Genomic DNA, 23,725 nt, shown 5'->3' with positions numbered 1-23,725 from the left:
GAGAACAGATGCTGGTTGATATCAAAAATCTGCAAATCAGCTTTGAAACGCGCACCAGCCGTTTCGATGCCGTGCGCGGGGTTTCACTTCAGCTCGGTCGCGAAAAACTGGGTATCGTCGGCGAAAGTGGTTCAGGCAAGTCGCTGACCGCACGAGCCCTGATGAAACTGTTGCCGCCAATCGCTGATGTGAAGGCTGACAAGCTTTCGTTCGACGGTATCGACATTCTGTCGGCTACCGAACGCGGGATGCGTCAGATACGCGGCAAGCGGGCTGGTTTCATTCTGCAGGACCCCAAATATTCGCTTAATCCGGTCAAGACCATAGGCGTGCAGGTGGCTGAGGCGTGGCGCACCCATAAAGGTGGCAGCAAGCGTCAGGCAATGGATGCGGCGGTTGATCTGCTCGATCAGGTCATGATCCGCAATCCGCGTGAAGTGGCAAAGCTTTACCCGCACGAGGTTTCTGGCGGCATGGGCCAGCGCGTCATGATCGCCATGATGCTGGCGCCCGATCCCGAGCTGCTTATTGCTGACGAACCGACGTCCGCGCTCGATGCTACTGTACAGGCGGAAATTCTTCGCCTGATCGACGATCTGGTTTCCAAACGGGGAATGGGGCTTCTTCTCATCAGCCACGATCTCCCGCTCGTGTCGCATTTCTGTGACCGGGTAATGGTCATGTATATGGGCCGTGTCATGGAGGAATTGAAAGCCTCCGAACTGGTGCGCGCCGAGCACCCCTATACCAAGGGGCTTCTCAATTGCATTCCGTCTCTGATGCATCCTCGCGATCGATTGCCGGTTCTCAATCGTGAAGAAAGCTGGCTGAACTCATGATAGATATTGATCAACTCCGCATCAGCTTCAACGATCGCGAAGTCGTCAAGGGTGTTTCCTTTCGTGTGGAGAAGGGCGGAAGTTTTGGCATTGTAGGCGAAAGCGGTTCGGGCAAGTCCACCATTCTGCGCGCCATGGCCGGCCTCAACGAACAATGGAGCGGCCGCATCGCGTTCGACGGCAAAGACGTGGCCCCGAAGCGGGCGCCCACCTTCTTCCGTCAGGTGCAGATGGTGTTTCAGGATCCATTTGGATCGCTGCATCCGCGTCAAACCATCGACCGTATTCTGAGCGAGCTTCTGCTGGTTCACGGTATCGGCGATATCGACAAGCGGATTGAAAAGGTCCTCGATGAAGTCGCATTGCCTAAAGCCGCGCGGTTCCGTTTTCCGCATCAGCTTTCGGGTGGTCAGCGACAGCGCGTGGCGATAGCGCGTGCTTTGATTGCCGAACCGGAAGTACTTCTGCTGGACGAGCCAACTTCGGCGCTTGATGTTTCGGTGCAAGCTGAAATTCTCAATCTGCTCGCCGACCTGCGTGCGGAAAAGAATCTCACCTATGTGCTTGTGAGCCACAATCTCGCGGTAATCGCGCATCTGTGTCCAAATGTTGGAGTGATGCAACACGGCGAGATGGTAGAGCAGCTCGGTGCCGAGGATCTGCGCGCCGGCAGAACGACACATCCGCATACCACAGAACTGCGCGCCTTGAGCGTCAATCTGGAAGAACCTGCCTGACGGAGTTTTCATGTCAACGCATGCTGACTGGAACGCGGCTTCTCTTGCCGCGAAAGTCTTTTCGCGAAGCTGGGCCAAGGATGAGCCGGGCGGTGTCATCATCGGCTTTGGCCCTGATGGGGTAAAGTTTGCTTATGCAAGCGGGCTTGAAAGCCTGTCTACCGGTGTTCCATTTACGGCAAATACAGTCGTTCGCTACGCATCGGTCACGAAACATGCATTTTGTGCAATGGTTCTCAAACATGGCGATGTCATTAGCCTGGAGGACCGGCTAGGTGATCATCTGCCTGAATTGCAAAGCCCACTTGCAGATGTCACCGTCGGACGTGCACTCGACATGACTGGCGGGCTCCCCGATACACGCGAATGCCTGACGCTTCTCGGACTATCTGTCTATACGGAAACGGAAGCCGGTCAGCTTCTGGATTATCTGGCTTCCCTCAAACGTCTCAATTTCGATGCCGGCTCAGAGATTTCCTATTCCAACACCGGTTATCGGCTGGTGGAAGCCGCCCTTGAACGAAAGGGTTTCCGTTTCAATGATTTTGTAAAATCGGACATTGCGCATCAGCTCGGCATTTTCATGGAAGCGCCGGATGTCTGGAATGACCCGGTTGCCGGTCTCGTGCCCGGTTATTGGAAATCTGGTGAAAAGTGGCAGCTTAGCTCCGCTGGCCTGCATATTTCAGCTTCCGGCAGCCTGACGGGCAGCGGGATGGCGCTGACGAAATGGGCGCAGGCGCTCGTTAACGGCGAGGGGCCGTTCAAAGGACTGTTGGATAGGCTGTCGGCGGACCGTCGTCTTTCTGATGGGCGCGTCACAGGGTATGGCCTCGGGCTGCGCTGGAACGAGGTGGACGGAAAGCGTTTTGTCGGACATGGCGGTTCGCATCCCGGCTATAAGAGCTATTTTCTGCTCGACCCAACAGCAAAAACCGGAATGGTCGTGGTTTCGAACCGCGAAGATGCCAATACGTATAAGATGGCGCGGGACTGCATGGCCGCTCTCAACGGTTTGTCGTTGCCTGAGACGAACTGCACCATTCCGGACGGGCTTTACGTGGCGGATAGCGGACCGTTCTGGCTGGAGATGCGGAACGGCATAGCCAATTGGCTCGATTCCGAAGACACGCTGTACGATATCGGCGATGGCTGGTTCTCATCCCTGTCGCCGACCTCACCGGTTCGGCTTCGCTGGAGGGGTACGGACTTGGAAGGCGAAATCGGCTATGTGTCCCGCCGATTGAAGCCGGTCAAAGTGGAGCCGCTCGGCCACGAACTCGACGGACACTGGCAGGCGCCATCCTATGGTGCCAGTTTCGATATCAAGGACGGCCACCTCATCATGGGTATAGGTCCTACGCGCCGGGCCATGCCATTGGAAGACCTGGGCCAGGGGCGGGCCCTGTTCACGCTGCATGATGGCCCGTGGACCAAGCGTGTCTGTCTGCACAGGCTTCAGGACGATCGCATCGAATTGGTCCTGAGCCGCGCTCGGATGATTGAATACGTCCGTTGAATCTGGACATCAGAGGTTATGGATGCGGCGGAAGGTCGACCTTACCGCCGCATCTTGCATTATGGTAGGTTGTGACACTTGATTCCGGAAATATGAGGTAACGTGATGCTGGAACGGATGATCGATCAGGGCGTAGGACGGGAACCTGCCGACATCGTGCTGAAAGGCGGCCGTTTCTTCGATCTCGTGACTGGCGAGCTTGTCGAAAGTGATATTGCCATCTGTGGGGACCGGATTGTCGGAACATTCGGCAACTATCAAGGCAAGCAGGAAATCGATATTTCCGGACGGATCGTCGTGCCGGGATTTATCGATACTCATCTTCACATCGAATCCTCGCACGTAACGCCGCATGAGTTTGATCGTTGCGTGCTGCCGCAAGGCGTGACAACAGCCATCTGCGATCCGCACGAGATCGCCAATGTGCTCGGTGCAGAGGGTATCAAGTTCTTTCTTGATAGCGCCATGGAAACCCTCATGGATATTCGTGTGCAGCTTTCGAGCTGTGTACCGGCGACCCATATGGAAACGTCTGGCGCCGAACTTCTGATCGACGATCTGTTGCCTTTTGCGGACCATCCCAAGGTGATCGGGCTGGCGGAGTTTATGAATTTTCCGGGCGTTCTGGCGAAAGACCCTGAATGCATGGCAAAGCTGAAAGCCTTTCAGGGGCGGCATATCGATGGCCACGCGCCGCTTCTGCGCGGCTTTGATCTGAACGGCTATATTTCTGCGGGCATTCGCACCGAACACGAGGCCACAAGTGCGGAAGAAGCGCTCGAAAAGATGCGCAAAGGCATGCATGTGCTTGTGCGCGAAGGGTCCGTTTCCAAGGATTTGAAAGCGCTCATGCCGATCATTACCGAGCGCCATGCGCAGTTTCTGGCGCTGTGCACGGATGACCGTAACCCGCTGGATATCGCCGATCAGGGCCATCTTGATTACCTCATTCGGACCGCGATTGCAGGCGGCGTCGAGCCGATTGCCATTTACCGAGCCGCAAGCGTTTCCGCAGCGAGGGCCTTCGGCCTTTTTGACCGCGGTCTGATTGCCCCGGGGCAACGGGCTGATATGGTCGTGGTGGATAGCCTCGAAGGCTGCCACGCTGAAATCGTCCTGTCAGCGGGCAGGGTGGTTTCGGAAGATTTGTTTGCCGCGCGCAAGGCCGTCGCACCTGTGGGGCGCAACAGCGTCAAGGCGCCGAAAGTCAGCGCACCGAGTTTCCGCTCGCATTCGAACAGCGGCAAGACCCGCGCAATCGGGATTATTCCGGGCAAGATCATAACGGAAAGCCTGGAATTCGACCTTAAGGTCGGTCGAGATGGTGTCGAGCCGGATTTCGAGAAGGATGTAGTCAAAATCGCCGTTGTCGAACGTCACGGCAAAAATGGAAATATCGCGACCGGTTTTGTGCACGGCTTCGGCTTGAAATCGGGGGCAATCGCGTCAACGGTCAGCCATGACAGCCACAATATCTGTGTGGTTGGCACATCGGACGAGGATATTGCTGCGGCCGCGAACCGACTGGGCGAAATTGAAGGCGGTTTTGTCGTCGTGCGCGATGGCAAGGTGTTGGCTGAAATGCCTTTGCCCATTGCTGGTCTGATGAGCGCCGAGCCGTATGAAACAGTCCGCGACCAGCTTCGCGTTCTGCGTCACGCAGCCGAAGAACTGGGGTCGGTCCTCGAAGAGCCATTTCTGCAACTGGCCTTCATCGCCCTGCCTGTGATCCCTCATCTTAAGATTACCGACCGCGGGCTCGTGGATGTCGACAAGTTCGAGTTTGTTGGCAACTGATCAGTGCAAGCCACCCACCCCCAATAGTTCTTCAACAGTCTGCTGATTGTCTGAAAGTTCTGTCGACGTGCCAGACCATGCGATGCGCCCGCGTTCCAGTATGATGACATGATCGGCAAAATCGAGCGCGCTCTGGATGCGCTGTTCGACGAGCAGGATTGTCATGTCGCCTTTCTGGGCCAATGCCGAGAAAGCAGCCATCAGTTCTTCGCAGATGACGGGAGCAAGCCCTTCCAGTGGTTCGTCGAGCAGCAGTACTGTTGGCTGGCCAAGAATGCTGCGCGCGGTCGAGAGCATCTGTTGCTCGCCACCGGAAAGCTGTGATCCGAGATTGCGGCGTCGTTCCTTCAGGCGCGGAAACATTGCATAGGCTTCTTCAAGCGCGTCTTTCGGTCGGCTTTTAAGGCCAACGAAAAGGTTTTCTTCAACTGTGAGGGTGGGGAAGACATCACGGGTCTGCGGCACGTAGCCGAGACCGGCAATTGCGCGAGCTGCCGAAGGAAGCGTGGCGATATTCTTCCCGTCCAACAGAATTTCACCACCATAACGGCGTGTTTGCCCTGCTATGGTAGCAAAGAGGCTGGTCTTGCCGACACCATTGCGGCCAAGAATGGCAAGCCGCGACCCCGGTTCGGCTTTGAAGGATACATCTTCGATCACGCGTGTGGGGCCGTAACCGGATGAAAGATTGCGAATTTCAAGCGCGGCTGCACTCATTGCGCATAGCTCCCCAGATAGGCTTCGCGGACACGGGCGTCCTGCACGACATCTTCAGGCAACCCGTCAAAGATTACCGTTCCTGCGGCCAGAACAACGACGCGCTTTGCAAAGCGGAAAACGAGATCCATATCGTGCTCGATCATGAGAACCGCCAGATCGGGGGGTAATCGGGCAAGTGCTTCCTCGATGCGGCTCGTATCGCTTTGTGGAACTCCTGCAGCAGGTTCATCAAGCAGCAGCACCTTGGGATGAAGAGCCAGAGCAAGAGCAATTTCCAGAAGACGCTGCTGGCCATATGCGATCTCGCTCACCCGCAATTGACCGAGAGACAGAAGGCCGAGCGTATCGAGAATGTCGCGCACTTCATCCATCACTTCGGGCATTTTGCAATAGTTGCCGAGAATGCGGCCTGTTTTCCCTTCCCGTTGCAGGATCGCAAGCCCGACGTGTTCTTCAGGCGTCATGTCGAAGAAGAGGCGAGTAACCTGAAATGAGCGCACAAGCCCGCGCCGAACGCGCTGCATGGCGTTAAGCCTGGAGACGTTTTCGCCGCCCAGTGTCACCGTGCCGGAGGTGGCCGGAAGATTGCCCGTAACAAGATTGACGAACGTGGTCTTGCCTGCGCCGTTGGGACCAATAAGCGCAACGCGATCGCCTTTCGCCATGCTGATCGAAACATCGTTGGTGACCGCCAGCCCGCCGAAATTCTTGCGCAGTTTTGTTACTTCAAACACGGTGCTCATTTGCGATGCGCCTTCTTTTCAAAGTAACAGGCGACGGTGCCGTAGAGGCCACGCGGCGCAAACAGCACGACAGCAATTAGCAGGGCACCGACCATCGTAAGCCAGTGGAAAGGATTTGCAGCAGAGACGAGGTCTTCGAACCACATGAAGACTACCGTGCCGATCAGCCCGCCGAACAGCGATCCCGTGCCGCCAAGAACCAGCATCACCAAGGCCTCTGCCGACAGGGTGAAGCTAAGACTGTCGAGCCCGACGACCTGCGTCGAGATGGCGTTCAGCGCACCTCCAATACCGGCAACGGCACCGGAGATAACGTACATGCGAAGCTGGACTGACTGAACCGAAGCCCCCATCGCGTGAATACGGATCGGGTCTTCTTTCACGCCCCGGCAAAGCATGCCGAAAGGCGAGCGCACGACAAACCGCAAGAAGATGAAAGAAATCAGCAGCAGGACTACAGCGTAAATGTAGACCGTGTGTCCGTAGAGATCGAACTCGAATATGCCGAGAATTGGATCGGGCGCAATGCCACTCAGTCCATCGCTGCCTCCGGTCCAGCTTGATGCCTTATTGGCCGCTTCGTGAAAAAGATGGATCACGGCAATCGATAGGACGAGTTGAGCGAGGCCGTGGGCACGCAGAATGACGGCTCCGGAAACAAGTCCGGTGATCGCGCCAGCTATCAGGCCGATGAGTGTCATCAGAAGCGGGTCGGTAATTCCGAAATGTGCGGCGGCGATGCCGGCGCCATAGGCTCCCGCGCCAAATAGGGCAGCGTGACCAAGTGTTGCGATGCCGCAATAGCCGGTCACCAGATCGAGGGACAATACGAGCAAGGCAATTGCGATGATGCGTGTCAGCAGCGCCAGATTATCGGGAAAGAGAAACCAGCCGATGACACTGGCCAGGATTATGGCTGCGATGCCGAGGAAACCCGCCCGAGAATGACGGCGTTGGCTGAGGCTTTGTGTCATGTCGGTCATTTTCTGGCCAACCTTCCTGCAAGGCCGCGGGGGAACAGAGTCACAATGACGATCACCGCCAGATAAAAGAAGAACTCGCCATATTCCGGTGCCAGATAACGGCCGGTAGTATCGATTGCGCCGAGCAGGAGGCAAGCGATCAGCGCACCGGGTATGGAGCCTGCACCACCCACCGAGACAACCACCAGAAAAGTCACCATGTAGCGGAGCGCGTAGTAGGGCTCGACGGGCAGAAGTTCGGCTCCGACAACGCCACCGAAGGCTGCAAGCCCAATGGCAAGCGCAAAGCTGACGGCATAAACGATTTCAGTTCGCACACCGAGGGCTGCCGCCATATTGGCATTGTCGACAGCGGCACGCAGTTTCACGCCGAAGGCGGTGCGTTCGATGATGTACCAGAGGCCAAGAGCTACTGCCAAGCCGCAACCGATCGCAAAGATGCGGTGTTTCGCGATAGCACGAAATCCGAGATCGACCGATCCACGCAGCACTTCCGGCAAGGGGATGGTTTTCAGTGTCGGTCCGAATATGTAATTCGTCAGTCCTATGATGCAGAAAGTGATGCCGATGGTCATCAGAACTTGGGTCAGCTCGGGCGCTCCGTAAATACGCCGATAGAGCAGCCTTTCCACCGGAACGGCGATGAGCATCGTACCTGCAACGGCAATAATGATCGCAAAGCCGTAATTGAGGCCAAGTTGCTGGGCGGCATAGGATGCGAAATAGCCGCCGATCATCGCAAATGCTCCATGAGCCAGATTGACGACCCGCATCAAGCCCATGGTAACCGAGAGGCCGATGGAAATGACGAAAAGCACCATGCCGTAAGCAAGGGCATCGACAGCAATGCTGAGCACAGTCTGCATTGAATGATCCTGTTGGAACGTATCCCGGGGTGCGCAAGACGCATTTCGGGATACGCGGTAAAACAAGCAGTTACCGACCGGAGCGAATGCGTTTCACGCCTCTCCTGGCAATACGCGGCCGTAGTTCGACCGCCGAGCTATTGAGCTTTCAGTCCGGGGTCTCCCTGCTTCTCGAAAGTCTGGATTTCCTTGTTATAGAAGGTCCCGTCATCAGCCTTGGCTACTTCGCGCAGATAGATATTCTGCGTCATGTGGCGGCTTTCTGGATCGATGGATACTGGGCCGCGCGGGCTGATCCATTCCATGCCTTTGACTGCTTCGACCGCTTTCTCGGCATCTTTTTCGCCGCCGGTCGCTTCGATCATCTTGTATATGACATGCATGCCGTCATAGGCACCAACCGAAGGGAAGGAAAGTTCGACAGGATTGCCAATAGCTTTCCGGGCTTCCTCTACGAACTTCTTGTTCTCCGGCGAGTCATGGGAAACCGCATAATGGAACGTCGTCAGCACGCCGAGAGCATTCTCGCCCAACGCCGGAAGATCGGATTCCTGGGTCAGATCACCCGGAGCGAAAAGCTGGATGCCCGAGCCCTTTAAGCCGTTATCGACATAGGACTTCATGAAACCGAGCGTTGTTGGCCCTGACGGCAGAAACGCGAACACGCCTTGAGCCCCGGAATCCTTGATGCGCTGCATGATCGGGCTGAAGTCGTTCGTTGCAAGTGGCATACGAATGGCTTCGACCACTTCTCCACCGGCTTCGGTGAACGCTGCCTTGAATGCATTTTCAGCATCCACGCCCGGCCCATAATCGCTCACAACCGAGATAACTTTCTTCACACCCTTGTCGAGTGCGACCTTCGCGATCGGACTTGACGTTTGCCACGTGGTGAAGGACGTGCGCACCACATAGGGGCTTTTGGTTACGATGGAAGACGTGGCGGCATTCATGACCACCATCGGCACATTGCCTTGTTTGAGAATGGGTGTGACCGCCATGGCGTCAGGGGTGAAGTAAAAGCCAGCGAGATATTGCACGCCTTCCTTGACCACGAGTTCCTGCGCGAGTGCCTTGGACTGCGCCGGGTCTGCCTGCGGAACGTCGCGATAAACGATCTCGACAGTGTCATCGCCGATCGTGTTACCATGCTCGGCCATATAGGCGTCGATGCCAGCTTTGAAGTTCTTGCCCTGAAGGGCAAATGGCCCTGAAAATGGACCGATTACACCGACCTTCACCACGTCCGCATAAGCTGCCGACGTCGCAAGTGAAAAGACCGCGAGCGCGGTTATTGCGATTTTCTTCATGTTCTCCTCCCTATCGCCCACCATTCCTGCCCGTGACCGTATCGTCGCAACAGGGAATGTCCTGATTTCAGCATGCCTATCTAAATGGTCATGTAAAATGAAAAATTACTTATAATCGATACCCGGATGGTTATGTGTCTGGCGCTTGTTCGGTGCCGATCCGGACAATCTTGTCGATCAGCGCCGATGCTATGTTAAGAGCACTGCCGGTTGACGCAACGATCTGCGGCAGGACCATCCATTCGACCATCCAGGCTGCGCCTGAGCGTTCCTGTTCGTGCACCATCGCCTGATGGAGCCCTCCCATTTGGGCTGCATTGAAGCGGGCAAGGCTAATCAATATCTCCGCTCCCACGGGATTTTGCTTGTGCGGCATGGCGGACGATCCGCCGCCGCCCGTCAGGGAAAGTTCCTCACCCATTTCGGCCATGAGTGCGATGTCCTGTCCGAACTTTCCCAGAGTACCCGTGACAAGCGAAAGCAGATTACCAAATTCAACGATGAATGCGCGTTGGCTGTGCCATTGCAGACTATCGTGCAGTTCGAGCTTTTCGGCTAGCAGCGCCCGCAGGGCTGGTGCTTGCGTGCCGAATTTTTCAAGCGTTCCTGCTGCGCCTCCGAACTGCACGGGAAAGGAGATGGCGTTCAACTTCGTGCCGTAACTGCAGAGAGGGTTTTTCCAGCTCGAGATGCGGTCCGATACGGTTATGGGAAGAGCAGCCTGCATACGTGTATAACCGGTAAGCGCATTCGTTCCGAACGTCACCTCAAGCCATTCATAGCGTTGAACCAGTTGTTGAATTCTTCCATAGAGGATTGTGCTTGTACGCTTCAGCCGCAAAACAAGACTCGTATCGATGACATCCTGGCTCGTCGCACCATAATGAACATACTCTCCGTAATCTTTCCCCACAGCCAGTTTTAGCTCTTTCACGAGCGAAGGAATAACCACACCATCGCGGGCCGTGGCCTTTGCCAGACTGGAGAGGTTGGGTTCGAACGTCTCTATCGTTTGCGCGATTGCAAGTCCTGCCTCGGTTGGTATCAGGCCAAGATCGGCTTGAGCTTCGGCCAGTGCCGCTTCGTAGCGCAACATTTCAGCAATATCGGCTGCTGCCGTGAACAGGCTCAATATCTCTTCGTCATCGCCGAAGAGTTGCGCCAGAAATGGGTGTTCGAAGACCGAGATACTCATGCGTCAAATATCGAAAAAGATGGTTTCTTTTTCGCCCTGCAAGTGAATATCGAAATGATAGACGCTACCTTCGCGCCGACCGATGAGGGTTTGCACCCAGCTGCGGTGTTCGATGCGAACAAGGATGGGATCCTCTGCATTGGCATCGGCTTCGTCGGAAAAATACATCCGTGTCTGCAAGCCGAGATTGATGCCACGAGCCACGATCCACAAGGTGACGTGCGGCGCCATGAGGCGACCATCCTTGAAAGGAACGCGCCCCGGCTTGATCGTCTCGAAAGTGAATTCGCCTGTGTCCATATGGCTCGGACACCGGCCCCAGCCACGAAAACCGATGTCGGCCTTGCCGCCGGTCTCCGAAGGGCTGTTATAGAGGCCGCGCGCATCAGCCTGCCATATTTCCACAAGCGCATCGCGAAGCGGTGCGCCCATTCCATCAATGACATGGCCTTTGATGGTAATGCGTTCTCCAGTGGTTTCCTCACCGTAGAGAGGGCCGGACCCGAGGTCCTGCTGGAAGACGCCGTCGATCCCGACAAAGTTCGGGGTCAAACCAATATGGACATAAGGGCCTGCGGTTTGCGAGGCGGTTTCTTTCAGATAGGTGAGAGGTTGCGCCATATCAGTTGCCCTCCGGGCGATTTTCGAAGAGGGTTGAACGACGACCGCGTAACACGATGTCGAACTTGTAAGCGAGCATATCCATCGGCAAACTGGCGTTCATATCCAGCGGTGCGACCAACCGTTCGACAGCCGATTTGTCCGGGATGGTTTTGACGATCGGGCATATCCAGATCAATGGATCCCCTTCGAAGTACATTTGAGTGATGAGGCGTTGCGCAAAGCCATGCCCGAACACCGAGAAATGAATGTGAGCCGGACGCCAGTCGTTCACGCCATTTGGCCAAGGATATGGGCCGGGCTTTATGGTCTTGAACCAGTAATAGCCGTTCTCGTCCGTAATGGTGCGGCCGACACCCCCGAAATTTGGATCGATGGCTGCAAGATAGGTTTCTTTCTTGTGGCGGTAACGTCCGCCGGCATTGGCCTGCCAAAACTCCAGAAGTGCCCCCGGAACAGGCCTACTGCTTTCGTCGAGAACACGGCCATGCACAAGGATGCGGGGGCCGATCGGCATCTCACCGGGGCGCGCGTAATTCAGGATGAGATCATTATCCAGCTCATGCAGCATGTTGTGCCCGAATACCGGGCCGGTAATTTCGCTTTTGGTGCCTTCGAGCGAAAGCAGCGCGCGGGTGGGCGAGCGAAGCACCGAGGTCTTGTACCACGGCGTGTAGGCCGGTGGATGCATCGACAGATCACGAGCAAAGAATGGAGTTGTCTCCGGCAGACTGTTTTTCATTTTTCGGCCTCCTCCGCATCCATCTGCGCATAAGTCTGCTTGGCGATCTTGAAAGCGTGGTTCGATGCCGGAACTCCCGCATAGATAGCGACATGCATCAATGCTTCGCAGATGTCCTCCCTCGTCGCGCCTGTATTTTTTGTAGCGCGTATATGCATGGCAACCTCGTCGTCTTGCCCGAGTGCGGCAAGAAGCGCAATGGTAACGATCGAACGCTCCCGTTTGGTCCAGCCCGGACGCGACCAGACGGTTCCCCATGCAGCTTCCGTTATAAGCTCTTGAAATGGTGCATCAAGGTCGGTCGCGCTGTTTGAAGCACGATCAACATGCGTATCGCCCAGAACCGAACGGCGCACATTCATGCCGATCTTGTAACGTTCTGACGGCACGGCATTGTCAGCCATGGTTATTCTCCATGCTAGAATCTGTTTGTAATAAAGTTGCGTAACAGCGAGACGTAGGCATCGGGCTGTTCGACGCAGGGGATATGGCCGCAGTCGGCAATCTCTGCAAAATCTGCTTGAGGAACGAGGTGTGCCAATTCGCGCACAATGTCGGGCGGTGTGGAACCGTCCTGCTCGCCGACCAGACACAATGTCGGCACCGAAATCTTTTTGGCTACTTGCGTTAAGTCGGCATCCCGGAGAGCAGCGCAAGTGGCCGCATAGCCTTCGAGCGGTTGCCGAACGAACATGTTGCAATACGCACGATAGGAAGGATTATCGGGACGCCGATAGGCAGGGGTGAACCAGCGCGGCATTGTCGCGTCGAGAATGCTTGCGAGTCCGTTTTCCCGAATAGCGGCAATACGCGCATCCCACATATCGGCAGTGCCAATCTTGTGGGCAGTGTTGGACAGAACAAGCCCTGTCACTAGATCGGGTCGCGCGGCAAAAACGCCTTGCGCAATTAAACCGCCGACAGAAAGCCCGCAGATGATCGCCCGCTTTATCGAGAGCTTGTCGAGCAGTGCGGTGAGATCGGCGGCGAGCAGTTCGATTGTGTAAGGAGTGCTTCCGATGTCCGAAAGGCCGTGGCCGCGCTTATCATAGACGAGAACTGATACGTCGTTGCCCAGGCGTAAACGAACTTCATCCCATATGCGCAGATCTGTTCCCAGCGAATTAATGAAAACCAGAACGGGTTTTTCGGCTGCTGCCCGTTGAAAGTCGTAATGGATGACGACGTCGTTTACGGATGCGAATTGCACGGCTTTCTCCTCTTGCATCGCACTGTCATGCTTTCAACTGGTTAAGTAAAATGATATTCTTGGCCAAAAGCATAACTATAAGGTTATAGATAGGTGATTGGAAACCGGATCAAGTTTCGCCATCTGCATACATTTGTTGAGGTTGCGCGACAGAAAAGCGTGGTCAAGGCTTCGGAAGTCCTGAGTATCAGTCAACCGGCCGTGACCAAGACAATGCGTGAGCTGGAGGAAATTCTGGGCGTTCCGGTGGTGGAGCGCGACGGTCGCGGGATAAGGATAACGCGGTTCGGTGAAGTGTTCCTTCGTCACGCGGGGACAGCTCTGACGGCCCTCAGGCAGGGACTGGATTCCGTATCACAGGAACTGGACGGATCGGGGCCGCCTATTCGCATTGGCGCATTGCCGACAGTTTCAACACGGATCATGCCGAAAGCAATGAGCCTGTTTCTTGCGGAGAGAACATCCAGCCAGGTCAAAATCGTGACGGGCGAAAATGCTGTTCTTCTGGAGCAGTTGCGGATTGGCGATCTCGATCTGGTCGTCGGGCGGCTTGCAGCACCTGAAAAGATGACCGGGTTTTCGTTCGAGCATCTTTACTCGGAGCAAGTCCGGTTTCTTGTGAGGGCGGGGCATCCTCTGGCAGCTGGACACGGGGTCTTCGAAAGGCTGGCCGATTATCCGGTTTTAATGCCGACACGCAACTCGATCATTCGTCCTTTTGTGGACCGGCTGTTGATTACAAATGGGATCGGAACACTGCCTGTTCAGATAGAAACGGTATCCGATGCTTTCGGGCGCGCATTTGTCCGCGACAGCGATGCGGTGTGGATTATATCAGAGGGCGTTGCAGCCAGGGACGTCTCAGAGGGAAAGCTGGTTGCGTTGCCCATTGATACAAGTGAGACAACGGGCCCTGTAGGGCTCACGATGCGGACCGATATGGCGCAGACCGCCGCGATGCAGATTCTGATCCAGACATTGCGTGAAGCTGCCGGCCTGAAGCCATAGAACCGCGGTCGACTACCTTGATGAGGTGGCCGACCGCGCGAGATGCGACATGTTCCAATTGGAACTTGTCGCCGGGGGTTCAATGAATAGTGTTGCGGCCTCTGTACCAAACCCTTGGTATGTCTCGACAATATCAATTGCAGTTCAATCGTCGGCTTTCAGAACGGTAATCCGACATAGTTTTCGGCAAGTGCGGTCGAAGCAGCGTGGGAAGTGCAGAAGTAGTCAAGTTCCGCTTCCTGTACTTTTTGATCGAATGGCGTCATGTCCGGGAAGCGGTGCAACAGTTTTGTCATCGACCATGAAAAGCGCTCGGCCTTCCAGATGCGGGCGAGGGCTTTGCCGGAATAGGCGTTAATACCGGCTTCGGACCTGTCGAGGTAAAAGTCCCTCAGTCCCTCGTAAAGATAATGCACATCGCTCGCGGCGAGGTTCAGTCCTTTGGCGCCGGTCGGAGGAACAATGTGCGCGGCGTCGCCAACAAGAAACAGCCGTCCGAAGCGCATTGGTTCGGCCACGAAGGAGCGCAGGGGCGCAATGGATTTCTCGAAAGACGGTCCAGTCACCATGGCTTCTGCATGATGTGCTGGAAGACGCCTGCGCAATTCATCGTAAAAGCGCTGGTCGCTCCAGCCTCCGATTGTCTCGTCCAACGAGCATTGAATATAGTAACGGCTGCGGGTGAGGGACCGCATGGAGCACAGGGCAAAGCCCCGTTTGTGGTTCGCATAGATCAGTTCGTGCGCGACGGGTGGAATATCGGCCAGTATTCCAAGCCAGCCGAAAGGATAGACCTTTTCGAAAATATCGATTGCCTTTTCCGGCACGGATTTGCGGCTCACGCCGTGAAATCCATCACATCCGGCGATGAAATCGCAATCGATACGATGCGATCTGCCCTCTTTCTCGAATGTGACATATGGCGAGGACGTATCGAAATCGTGCGGGGTCACGTTGGCCGCTTCGTAAATGCTGGCAGCGTTTGACTTCTGCCGTTCATCCATGAGGTCGTGCGTCATCTCGGTCTGGCCGTAGACCGTGACGCGTTTGCCGGTCAGTTCATGCAGATCGATACGATGATCCCGCCCGTCGAAAGCGAGCGAGAAGCCATCATGCAGCAGACCTTCAGCACGCAGGCGCGCAGATGCGCCAGCCTCATCCATCAGCTTGACGGTGCCTTCTTCCAATACGCCTGCGCGCACGCGGCCCAGAATATAATCCGCGCTGACGCGATCGAGCACGATATTGTCGATCCCGGCTTTCGTCAGAAGCTGCCCAAGGAGCAGACCCGAAGGGCCCGATCCGATGATTGCGACCTGAGTTCGCATATAGTCCTCCCAATGCAGTCTTCCTTATTCTTGGGCGAACCTTCAGGCTGACAATGGATAATTCCGGCAATTGATTGTACAATTCGAACATTATCGGAGGACAATATGTCGGAAAATTTTGTTCCAACATACGAGCTTTACGGAGAGGACAACGAGCAGAGGCCGGATTTCTGGCTGCACTGCGAAACGCATTTTTCGCGATCGAGTTTGCACAATTTCGAGATTTCACTGCACCGTCACGTGAGTTTCTTTCAGCTTCTGTATATTGAAAGCGGTGCGGGGCAGGTAAATTTTGACGGCGCCATCCGCCCATTTCAGACACCATGTGCGATTTTGGTGCCTCCCGGTTTCAATCATGGGTTCGCATTTTCGAAAGATATAGTGGGCCACATCGTGACGATTTTGAGCCCGCATATGCCGTTTGTGGGAGGTGGGGCAGCGGGAGTGATGGCAGAGTGGCTGACGCAGCCACAACTCATATCCATGAAAGACGCAGGCGAAGATAATCTTGGATTACTTTCCTCTCTTCTGAGCCAAGTGCAAGATGAGTTTCATTCGAGAAAACCATATAAAAACAGCTTGCTGGAGTCCCTTGTTCAAGTTGCATTCATTTACATTCTAAGACATGCATATTCTTCAAACCCAGCAAAGCGCCAAGAAAACCGGGTATATGTACCCGCTCGTCTTGAACGGTTGTTGGAACTGGTCGATCGCTACTACCGAGATCACAAGCCGGTTTCATTCTATGCGAAATTGCTGGGAGTTTCACCGACGCATCTCAATCGGACGGTGAAGCAGCTAACTGGAGGAACGACACAAGATTTGGTTGCAAACAAGCTGATGGATACGGCCAAGCGCGATTTGATAGCCATGCCATCCTCCGTACAGCATATCGCCTACAGCCTCGGATTTTCAGATCCGGCTTATTTTTCGCGCTTCTTTCTGAAAATGACAGGTGAAACACCACGTGCGTTTCGCTTGAGGGAGCGTGAGCGTCTCGCCGCCCAGGACATATCACTGTAAGGTTTAATTGGATTTTTCATCCTCGACAGTTCATCTCAGCAAACTGCGAAGGTCCGACTGGATTTGCAACATGGCGGGTAGAAAGCGTTCGACCAGCCCCCCTGTTTCGACGTGAGCCGCCGGCGCCCCGATATTGATTGCTGCAACTACGGTGCCTCTGTGATTGAAGACTGGAACTGCGATTGAACGCAGCCCGAGTTCCAGTTCCTGATCGTTGATTGCATAACCTTGATCACGAATAACGGAGATTTCCGCCATCAATTGGTCAATTGCCACCTTCGTAAATGGCGTCAGCGCTTTCCGTTCGGTGCGCTCAAGAACCCCAAGTGCTTCGGGTTCGTGAAGCGAGGCCAGGAGCACGCGCCCCATCGAGGCACAGTAGGCTGGAAGCCTGCTTCCAGCCATCAGGTTAATGGACATGACACGCATCTGCGAGGCGCGGGCGATGTACACGATTTCTGTTCCGTCCAGAACGGACGCGGACGCACTTTCGCCGACTATGTCGGACAACCGGTCCAGATGTGGCTGGATGACCGTCGGCAACGGTGTCGAAGAGAGATAGGCATGTCCGAGCCGAAGAATTTTCGGCAGCAGCATGAAAAACTTGCCGTCGTATTCGGCGTAGCCGAGCGTAGCGAGGGTCAGCAAGCACCGCCGTGCTGTTGCGCGGTCGAGCCCGGTAATCTTTGAAACGTCCGCTATCGAAAGACGTGGCTGATTTTCGCCGAAAGCTTCGATAACTTTCAGTCCTTTGGCAAAGCTTCCGATGAAGTCTGTTTCGCGCATGAAACCTCCTCAAGGCGACAGTCTATTTTGTGCGATATGTGAACAAATGTCAAATAACGCACAAATGTTTTGACCCGCCGTTGATGCGGTGGCTAATTTCAGCGTGTTTGAGGCTGGAAACGCCCGGCGTGAAATCGCGCGTTCCAGTATGGAGGCGAAATGGACAAGACAATCGGAAGTTTGGCGGACGCAGTCGCCGGAATAGGTGATGGCGCGAGTGTCATGATTGGGGGATTTGGTGGCTCGGGCGCGCCAATTGAACTCATTCATGCCCTGATCGACAAGTGCCCCAAGAATCTGACTGTGATCAATAACAATGCTGGCAATGGTGGCATTGGCATTGCAGCCATGATCGACGCCGGGATGGTTCGGAAGATGATCTGTTCTTTCCCCCGCTCATCCGATCCGCGCGCCTTCACGGATAAGTATATAGCTGGCGACATTGAACTGGAACTCGTGCCGCAAGGAACGCTTGCCGAGCGCATTCGCGCAGGTGGCGCCGGTATCCCGGCATTCTACACCCCGACCGCCTACGGCACGGAGCTGGCGGAAGGCAAGATTATAGCTGAATTTGACGGGCGACCCTATGTGCAGGAGCGCTGGTTGAAGGCTGATTTCGCGCTCATCAAGGCTCATCTTGGCGATAAGCACGGCAATCTGACCTATCGTATGGCGGCGCGCAATTTCAATCCGCTCATGTGCATGGCTGCAGCGAGAACCATTGTGCAGGTGTCGGAAATTGTTCAGCTCGGCGGCATTGAACCGGAAAATGTCATCACGCCGGGCATCTTCGTTGACAGTGTCGTTGAAGTTGCAAATCCGAAGCAGGAAGAAGAACTCATTCGCGCGGGAGTGACCTACGCATGATGATCGATATTCATGACGACATCAAATTATCCAATGCGCAGATCGCCTGGCGTGCCGCACAGGATATCCAGGACGGTGCCTATGTAAATCTCGGTATCGGCTTTCCAGAAATGGTCGCCCGTTATCAACCGGAAGGCCGCGAAGCGATTTTCCATACGGAAAACGGCATTCTGGATTTCGGCGAAGCCCCTCCGGAGGGCGAGGAAGATTGGGATCTGATCAATGCTGGCAAGAAGGCGGTCACGCTGAAGCCCGGCGCGGCTTTCTTCCACCACGCCGACAGCTTCGCAATGGTGCGCGGCGGCCATCTCGACGTGGCAATTCTTGGTGCATATCAGGTTGCCCAGAACGGCGATCTCGCTAACTGGCGAGTAGGGGCCAAGGGTGTGCCGGCGGTCGGTGGTGCAATGGATCTTGTGCACGGCGCGAAACAGGTCGTGGTGATTACCGAGCATGTGACGAAGAAGGGCGAACCGAAGCTCGTCGAAAAGTGCACTTTCCCGCTAACCGGTGTTGCATGTATCACGCGTGTCTATACCAGCCATGCGGTGATCGATATCGACAAGGGGCGTTTTGTGCTGCGTGAAAAGTTGGCTTCCATGACATTGGAAGACCTTCAGGCCATGACCGGTGCGAAACTCCACGTGGACGGCCCGGTTGCCGATCTCGTTGTCCCGGAACTGTGAGGCCATACCATGAGTGAAGCATATATCTGCGATTATATCCGCACGCCAATCGGTCGCTACGGGGGCGCGCTTTCATCGATTCGTGCCGACGATCTTGGTGCGGTCCCACTGAGAGCACTTATGGAGCGTAATGGCTCTGTCGATTGGGAAGCCGTCGATGACGTCATTTTCGGCTCAGCCAATCAGGCCGGGGAAGACAACCGCAATGTCGCGCGTATGTCACTTCTGCTGGCGGGATTGCCAGTTGGGGTGTCAGGAACCACGATCAATCGTCTCTGCGGGTCAGGGATGGATGCTGTCATAACGGCCGCACGCGCAATCAAAGCCGGCGAAGCAGAACTTGTCATCGCCGGAGGCGTGGAAAGCATGAGCCGCGCGCCTTTCGTCATGCCGAAAGCCGACAGCGCATTTTCACGCAAGGCGGAAATCTTCGATACGACCATCGGCTGGCGGTTCGTCAATCCTTTGATGAAGAAGCAGTACGGTGTGGATTCCATGCCGGAGACGGGCGAGAACGTAGCGGAAGATTTGAATGTTTCGAGGCAGGATCAGGACATATTTGCGCTTCGCAGTCAGGAAAAGGCGGCAGTTGCGCAAGAGAATGGACGCCTTGCCAGGGAAATCGTGCCCGTCACAATACCGCGGCGCAAAGGTGAGCCGATCATTGTGGACAGGGACGAACACCCCCGTGTGACGAGCCTGGAAGCATTGGCAAAGCTGGGCACGCCCTTCCGCGAGGGCGGCACTGTGACGGCAGGCAACGCTTCAGGTGTAAATGACGGAGCTGCAGCGCTCATCATCGCGTCAGAGGAGGCCATTAAAAAATATGGCCTCACGCCCATAGCGCGCATTGTTGGTGGTGCTACGGCAGGTGTTCCTCCCCGCATCATGGGTATTGGTCCTGCTCCGGCGACAAGGAGGCTCTGTGCGCGTACCGGTATCGCGACTGATGCCTTCGACGTCATCGAACTGAACGAGGCATTTGCATCGCAGGGCCTGGCAGTGTTGCGCGATCTCGGAATCTCCGACGACGACGAGCGTGTCAACCCGAACGGCGGCGCGATTGCTCTTGGACATCCACTCGGTATGTCCGGTGCGCGCATTGCAGGCACGGCGGCGCTCGAACTTTCGCTCAATCGCGGCAGGTATGCTCTCGCAACAATGTGCATAGGTGTCGGGCAGGGGATCGCCCTTGCGCTTGAACGCGTTTGAAGCGCGCGCGAATGAGAAATCCGGACGTTTCGCCCGGATTCTCCACCTCGTGAAAACGGGATAATACTTTTGCATTGTCGGGCGACTACAATATTGCCCGCGACTAACGATCAAGCTAGCATGGCCCATTACAACAACGTCGGGAACAACCCGTCGAACCAAAATGGGAACATGTCGATGAAAATTGCTCGCCTTGCCCTTATGGGCGGACTCCTTGCAACTGCACTCTATACAGGCTCTGCGACCGCCCGCGATCTGACAGTCGTTTCCTGGGGCGGCAACTATCAGGACGCCCAACGGGAAATTTACTTCAAGCCCTTCTCCGAGAAGATCGGCAAGCCCTTACTGGATGAATCCTGGGATGGCGGCTACGGTGTCGTTCAGGCAAAGGTGAAAGCAGGAAAGCCCAATTGGGATGTGGTGCAGGTGGAGGCGGAAGAACTCGCCCTTGGTTGTGCGGACGGTCTTTACGAAAAGATCGATTGGGACAAGCTAGGCGGCAAAGACAAGTTTCTCGACAGTGCGGTCAATGATTGCGGTGTCGGTGCGATCGTGTGGTCGACCGCGATCGCCTATAACGCGGACAAGTTGAAAGATGGTCCGCAATCCTGGGCAGATTTCTGGGATGTGAAAAAGTTTCCAGGCAAACGCTCCCTGCGCAAGGGCGCCAAATACACCCTCGAATTTGCACTCCTCGCTGACGGGGTCAGCAAGGACGAGGTTTACGATGTTCTCTCGACGCCAGAGGGTGTGGATCGCGCATTCAAAAAGCTTGATGAACTGAAGCCAAATATAGTCTGGTGGGAAGCAGGAGCGCAGCCGCTGCAATTGCTGGCCTCGGATGAAGTGGTGATGGCGTCGGCCTATAACGGGCGCATCACGGGCATAAACAGGAGCGAGGGCAAGAATTTCAAGGTGGTCTGGCCGGGCAGCATTTATGCTGTCGACAGCTGGGTCATCCTGAAAGATGCCGAAAACAAGGATGTGGGGCTGGATTTCATTGCTTTTGCGAGCCAGCCCGAGAATCAGGTGAAATTGCCGAAATACGTGGCTTACGGCCTGCCGAACAAGGAAGCCGCAAGCAAGGTGCCCGCGGAATTCGCATCCGATCTTCCGACAGCGGAAGCCAATCTGAAAGACTCTCTGCCACTGAATGTCGACTTCTGGATCGACAACTCCGAAGAGTTGACGAAGCGCTTCAACGCGTGGCTGGCACAATAATTCGCAATTATGGCCCCGTCGGCGCAACACCGGCGGGGTTTCCCTGTTTTCCGGAAGATGGAGTAATTCATTGACGGACTGCCGCATCCGCTTCGAGAATATCAGTAAATCCTACGGTGATTTCAAAGTTATAGATGGTTTGAACCTCGATATCGGCAAGGGCGAATTCGTGAGCTTGCTCGGCCCCTCCGGTTCAGGCAAGACCACGCTTCTGATGATGCTTGCCGGGTTTGAAAGCACGAGCAGCGGGACGATTTATGTCGATGGAAAGCCTATCAATGCGGTTCCCTCATATAAGCGTAACATGGGCGTGGTTTTTCAGAACTATGCGCTTTTCCCGCATATGACGGTTGGCGAAAATGTTGCTTTTCCTTTGCAGATGCGTGGTGTTGGAAAGGGCGAGATCGGCAAGCTGGTGGATAAAGTGCTCGATATGGTGCAACTTTCCCCGATGCGCGAACGCAAGCCATCGCAACTGTCCGGCGGGCAACAACAGCGGGTGGCGCTTGCCCGTGCACTGGTTTTCGAGCCAGGTGTCGTCTTGATGGACGAGCCGCTGGGCGCTCTCGACAAGCAGTTGCGGGAGCAGATGCAACTCGATATCCGCGCGCTGCACAGCCGATTGGGATTGACGATTGTCTTTGTCACCCATGATCAGGGCGAAGCGCTGACCATGTCGGACCGGATCGCTGTCTTCAACAAAGGAAAAATTGAACAGATTGGCACGCCGCGTGCGATCTACGATGAGCCGCAGACGCGGTTTGTCGCCGAGTTCATAGGCGAAACCAATCTCGCCGAAGGGATAATCGAGCGGATGGAGGACGCGCGTGCTTTAATTCGCCTGAAGGACGGCGGCACGCTGACCGCAGCATCCAAGGAAACTCTCGCGGCCGGGCAGAAGGTTCTCTTGTCTATCCGGCCTGAACGTATCGAACTTGGTAGCGAGGATAATTCAGACAACCTGCTTAGAACGCGCGTTGTTGATAGCGTCTATCAAGGAGATCATCTGCGTATCCAGCTTGATGGGAGTGCTCATGATTTCATCGTGCGGCTAGACAGAAAATCGCGCGAATGGACGCCCGGAACTGATGTCGTCGCCAAGTTCAGTGCCGCTGATTGCTGGACGATCGCAGCATGACGGTTTTGTCCGGCAAAAATATTCGAGCGATATTTTTGATCACACCTCTGCTTGTTTTTATCGCGCTGTTTTTTCTTTGGCCGCTCGGGGTGATGATGAAGCAGGCCGTGTCAGATACAGCGGTATTGCGCGTTCTACCCCGAACCGCAGAAGCGGTAAGTCTTTGGGACGGACAGTCGGGTCCATCGCCAGACATGAAGCAGGCCCTGGTAACTGACCTGAAATCTTCGACTGACCAACAGGCGATAGGCGATATGGTTCGGCGCTTGAACAGCGCTCAATCCGGCTTTCGCACGTTGATGAGCAAAACGCTTTCAGCCATCGAAAAGGGCGATCCTGTTCCAGATCTTGAAACGATCGACAAGCGATGGAGTCGGCCGGAGTTTTGGCGGGCGATTGCAAATGCGCTTTCCCCGACAACTGATCGCAACCTGCTTGCTGCCGTCGATATGGAGCGCTCGACATCGGGTGAAATTGTTTCCATGGCGCCGGGCACATCGGCAAACCGGGCGATCATGCTGCGTACTTTCTGGATTGCTGCTCTGGTGACATTGGCTTGTGCAGCGATTGGTTACCCCTATGCGGTCCTGCTGGCGTCATCAACGGGCTGGATCAAAAGCGTGCTGTTTGCTGCAGTTCTACTGCCGCTGTGGACATCGTTGCTGGTGCGAACGGCTGCGTGGTTCATTCTTTTGCAGGACAAGGGCCTCATCAACGATACGCTGATCTGGCTCGGCATAACCGATACGCCTTTTCCCTTGATCTTCAACAGGGCGGGTGTGGTCATCGCCATGACGCATGTGCTTCTGCCGTTCATGGTGCTTCCGATCTACAGCGTGCTAGTGTCTATCCCAGGCAATCTCATGCCTGCAGCCGCATCTCTTGGTGCGCCGCCGTGGAGAGCGTTCCTGCGAGTGCTGCTTCCGTTGAGTATGCGCGGTATCGTGTCCGGCATGCTACTCGTATTTATGAGCGCGATTGGCTACTACATCACTCCTGCGTTGATCGGTGGACCGGGCGACCAGATGATAAGCTCGATCATTGCTTATTACGCAACCGGTTCGGCCAATTGGGGCATGGCCGGTGCACTTGGGCTCGTGTTGCTCGTAGCCTGTCTGATACTCTACGCGGTTTACGGACGGCTTACCGCCGATGATCCCCGGAGGGCATGAAG

Annotated in this window: 24 protein-coding genes; 12 read left to right on the top strand and 12 right to left on the bottom strand. The window is 55.4% G+C overall.

The annotated features are described in order from the left end of the window. The first annotated feature begins 8 nt into the window (after positions 1-8). The 4 genes from ABWW28_RS09925 (at position 9) to ade (ending at position 4,892) form a co-directional block, all read left to right on the top strand. On the top strand, positions 9-839 hold the full coding sequence (locus ABWW28_RS09925) for an ABC transporter ATP-binding protein (RefSeq protein WP_006471316.1): 831 nt from the start codon (positions 9-11) through the stop codon (positions 837-839). Beyond that, complete coding sequence (locus tag ABWW28_RS09920; protein ID WP_176587670.1) at positions 836-1,576, top strand: ABC transporter ATP-binding protein; 741 nt, start codon at positions 836-838, stop codon at positions 1,574-1,576. Before ABWW28_RS09925 ends, ABWW28_RS09920 begins: the two co-directional genes overlap by 4 nt. A gap of 10 nt (positions 1,577-1,586) precedes the next feature. Continuing rightward, positions 1,587-3,095 carry a serine hydrolase domain-containing protein gene (locus ABWW28_RS09915; RefSeq protein ID WP_176587671.1) on the top strand — a complete coding sequence of 503 codons (1,509 nt, stop codon included), beginning with the start codon at positions 1,587-1,589 and terminating at the stop codon, positions 3,093-3,095. 105 nt (positions 3,096-3,200) lie between these two features. Further along, a complete protein-coding gene (gene ade / locus ABWW28_RS09910) occupies positions 3,201-4,892 on the top strand; it encodes an adenine deaminase (RefSeq protein WP_176587672.1) in 1,692 nt (563 codons plus the stop codon). Here ade and ABWW28_RS09905 read toward each other — a convergent pair whose 3' ends face one another. The 10 genes from ABWW28_RS09905 to pcaD all read right to left on the bottom strand — a co-directional run bounded on the left by ABWW28_RS09905 (position 4,893) and on the right by pcaD (position 13,282). Then, on the bottom strand, positions 4,893-5,609 hold the full coding sequence (locus tag ABWW28_RS09905) for an ABC transporter ATP-binding protein (RefSeq protein ID WP_176587673.1): 717 nt from the start codon (positions 5,607-5,609) through the stop codon (positions 4,893-4,895). Then, the gene (locus ABWW28_RS09900; RefSeq protein WP_353390906.1) at positions 5,606-6,355 is read right to left on the bottom strand and encodes an ABC transporter ATP-binding protein; all 750 of its coding nucleotides are present in this window, start codon (positions 6,353-6,355) and stop codon (positions 5,606-5,608) included. Before ABWW28_RS09900 ends, ABWW28_RS09905 begins: the two co-directional genes overlap by 4 nt. Continuing rightward, complete coding sequence (locus ABWW28_RS09895) at positions 6,352-7,338, bottom strand: branched-chain amino acid ABC transporter permease (RefSeq protein WP_176587675.1); 987 nt, start codon at positions 7,336-7,338, stop codon at positions 6,352-6,354. The genes ABWW28_RS09900 and ABWW28_RS09895 overlap by 4 nt, the downstream gene beginning before the upstream one ends. Beyond that, positions 7,335-8,204 (bottom strand): branched-chain amino acid ABC transporter permease, encoded by an 870-nt coding sequence (locus ABWW28_RS09890; RefSeq protein WP_151661006.1) that lies wholly within the window; start codon positions 8,202-8,204, stop codon positions 7,335-7,337. The genes ABWW28_RS09895 and ABWW28_RS09890 overlap by 4 nt, the downstream gene beginning before the upstream one ends. 137 nt (positions 8,205-8,341) lie before the next feature. Continuing rightward, a complete protein-coding gene (locus tag ABWW28_RS09885) occupies positions 8,342-9,514 on the bottom strand; it encodes an ABC transporter substrate-binding protein (protein WP_176587676.1) in 1,173 nt (390 codons plus the stop codon). 130 nt (positions 9,515-9,644) lie between these two features. Further along, positions 9,645-10,709 carry a 3-carboxy-cis,cis-muconate cycloisomerase gene (locus tag ABWW28_RS09880; RefSeq protein ID WP_176587677.1) on the bottom strand — a complete coding sequence of 355 codons (1,065 nt, stop codon included), beginning with the start codon at positions 10,707-10,709 and terminating at the stop codon, positions 9,645-9,647. A 3-nt stretch (positions 10,710-10,712) separates the two neighbouring features. Then, positions 10,713-11,330 carry a protocatechuate 3,4-dioxygenase subunit alpha gene (gene pcaG / locus ABWW28_RS09875; RefSeq protein WP_176587678.1) on the bottom strand — a complete coding sequence of 206 codons (618 nt, stop codon included), beginning with the start codon at positions 11,328-11,330 and terminating at the stop codon, positions 10,713-10,715. Position 11,331: 1 nt separating this feature from the next. After that, on the bottom strand, positions 11,332-12,072 hold the full coding sequence (gene pcaH / locus ABWW28_RS09870; RefSeq protein WP_176587679.1) for a protocatechuate 3,4-dioxygenase subunit beta: 741 nt from the start codon (positions 12,070-12,072) through the stop codon (positions 11,332-11,334). Further along, complete coding sequence (gene pcaC / locus ABWW28_RS09865; RefSeq protein ID WP_176587680.1) at positions 12,069-12,476, bottom strand: 4-carboxymuconolactone decarboxylase; 408 nt, start codon at positions 12,474-12,476, stop codon at positions 12,069-12,071. Before pcaC ends, pcaH begins: the two co-directional genes overlap by 4 nt. A gap of 14 nt (positions 12,477-12,490) precedes the next feature. Next, a complete protein-coding gene (pcaD, locus tag ABWW28_RS09860) occupies positions 12,491-13,282 on the bottom strand; it encodes a 3-oxoadipate enol-lactonase (protein WP_176587681.1) in 792 nt (263 codons plus the stop codon). A gap of 93 nt (positions 13,283-13,375) precedes the next feature. Between pcaD and pcaQ the strand changes: the two genes are divergently transcribed. Continuing rightward, entirely contained in the window at positions 13,376-14,290 is a 915-nt protein-coding gene (gene pcaQ / locus ABWW28_RS09855) for a pca operon transcription factor PcaQ (protein WP_121994544.1), read from the top strand. Between the two features lie 158 nt (positions 14,291-14,448). On the opposite strand, the gene pobA is transcribed toward pcaQ, so the two are convergent. Further along, a complete protein-coding gene (gene pobA, locus ABWW28_RS09850; protein WP_176587682.1) occupies positions 14,449-15,618 on the bottom strand; it encodes a 4-hydroxybenzoate 3-monooxygenase in 1,170 nt (389 codons plus the stop codon). A gap of 105 nt (positions 15,619-15,723) precedes the next feature. Here pobA and ABWW28_RS09845 point away from each other — a divergent pair, with 105 nt between their 5' ends. Continuing rightward, a complete protein-coding gene (locus ABWW28_RS09845) occupies positions 15,724-16,641 on the top strand; it encodes a helix-turn-helix domain-containing protein (protein WP_353390901.1) in 918 nt (305 codons plus the stop codon). Positions 16,642-16,671: 30 nt separating this feature from the next. Here ABWW28_RS09845 and ABWW28_RS09840 read toward each other — a convergent pair whose 3' ends face one another. Further along, positions 16,672-17,427: an IclR family transcriptional regulator gene (locus ABWW28_RS09840; RefSeq protein WP_176587684.1), complete on the bottom strand. Its 756-nt coding sequence runs from the start codon at positions 17,425-17,427 to the stop codon at positions 16,672-16,674. Between the two features lie 159 nt (positions 17,428-17,586). Between ABWW28_RS09840 and ABWW28_RS09835 the strand changes: the two genes are divergently transcribed. From ABWW28_RS09835 to ABWW28_RS09810, 6 genes are all read left to right on the top strand, one after another. Beyond that, the gene (locus ABWW28_RS09835) at positions 17,587-18,294 is read left to right on the top strand and encodes a 3-oxoacid CoA-transferase subunit A (protein WP_176587685.1); all 708 of its coding nucleotides are present in this window, start codon (positions 17,587-17,589) and stop codon (positions 18,292-18,294) included. Next, complete coding sequence (locus ABWW28_RS09830; RefSeq protein ID WP_006468972.1) at positions 18,291-18,980, top strand: CoA transferase subunit B; 690 nt, start codon at positions 18,291-18,293, stop codon at positions 18,978-18,980. The genes ABWW28_RS09835 and ABWW28_RS09830 overlap by 4 nt, the downstream gene beginning before the upstream one ends. A gap of 9 nt (positions 18,981-18,989) precedes the next feature. Then, positions 18,990-20,192 (top strand): 3-oxoadipyl-CoA thiolase, encoded by a 1,203-nt coding sequence (gene pcaF / locus ABWW28_RS09825; RefSeq protein WP_176587686.1) that lies wholly within the window; start codon positions 18,990-18,992, stop codon positions 20,190-20,192. A 177-nt stretch (positions 20,193-20,369) separates the two neighbouring features. Further along, positions 20,370-21,413 carry an ABC transporter substrate-binding protein gene (locus tag ABWW28_RS09820; protein ID WP_176587687.1) on the top strand — a complete coding sequence of 348 codons (1,044 nt, stop codon included), beginning with the start codon at positions 20,370-20,372 and terminating at the stop codon, positions 21,411-21,413. Positions 21,414-21,483: 70 nt separating this feature from the next. Continuing rightward, a complete protein-coding gene (locus ABWW28_RS09815; RefSeq protein ID WP_313011527.1) occupies positions 21,484-22,551 on the top strand; it encodes an ABC transporter ATP-binding protein in 1,068 nt (355 codons plus the stop codon). Further along, a complete protein-coding gene (locus ABWW28_RS09810; RefSeq protein ID WP_176588017.1) occupies positions 22,548-23,723 on the top strand; it encodes an ABC transporter permease in 1,176 nt (391 codons plus the stop codon). The genes ABWW28_RS09815 and ABWW28_RS09810 overlap by 4 nt, the downstream gene beginning before the upstream one ends. The last annotated feature ends 2 nt before the right edge of the window (positions 23,724-23,725 follow it).

The organism is Brucella sp. NBRC 14130, from assembly GCF_040371715.1.
GTDB classification, from domain to species: Bacteria; Pseudomonadota; Alphaproteobacteria; order Rhizobiales; family Rhizobiaceae; genus Brucella; species Brucella intermedia.
The sequence above is the reverse complement of the archived record's forward strand: the minus strand, read 5'-3'. Positions and strand labels throughout refer to the sequence as shown.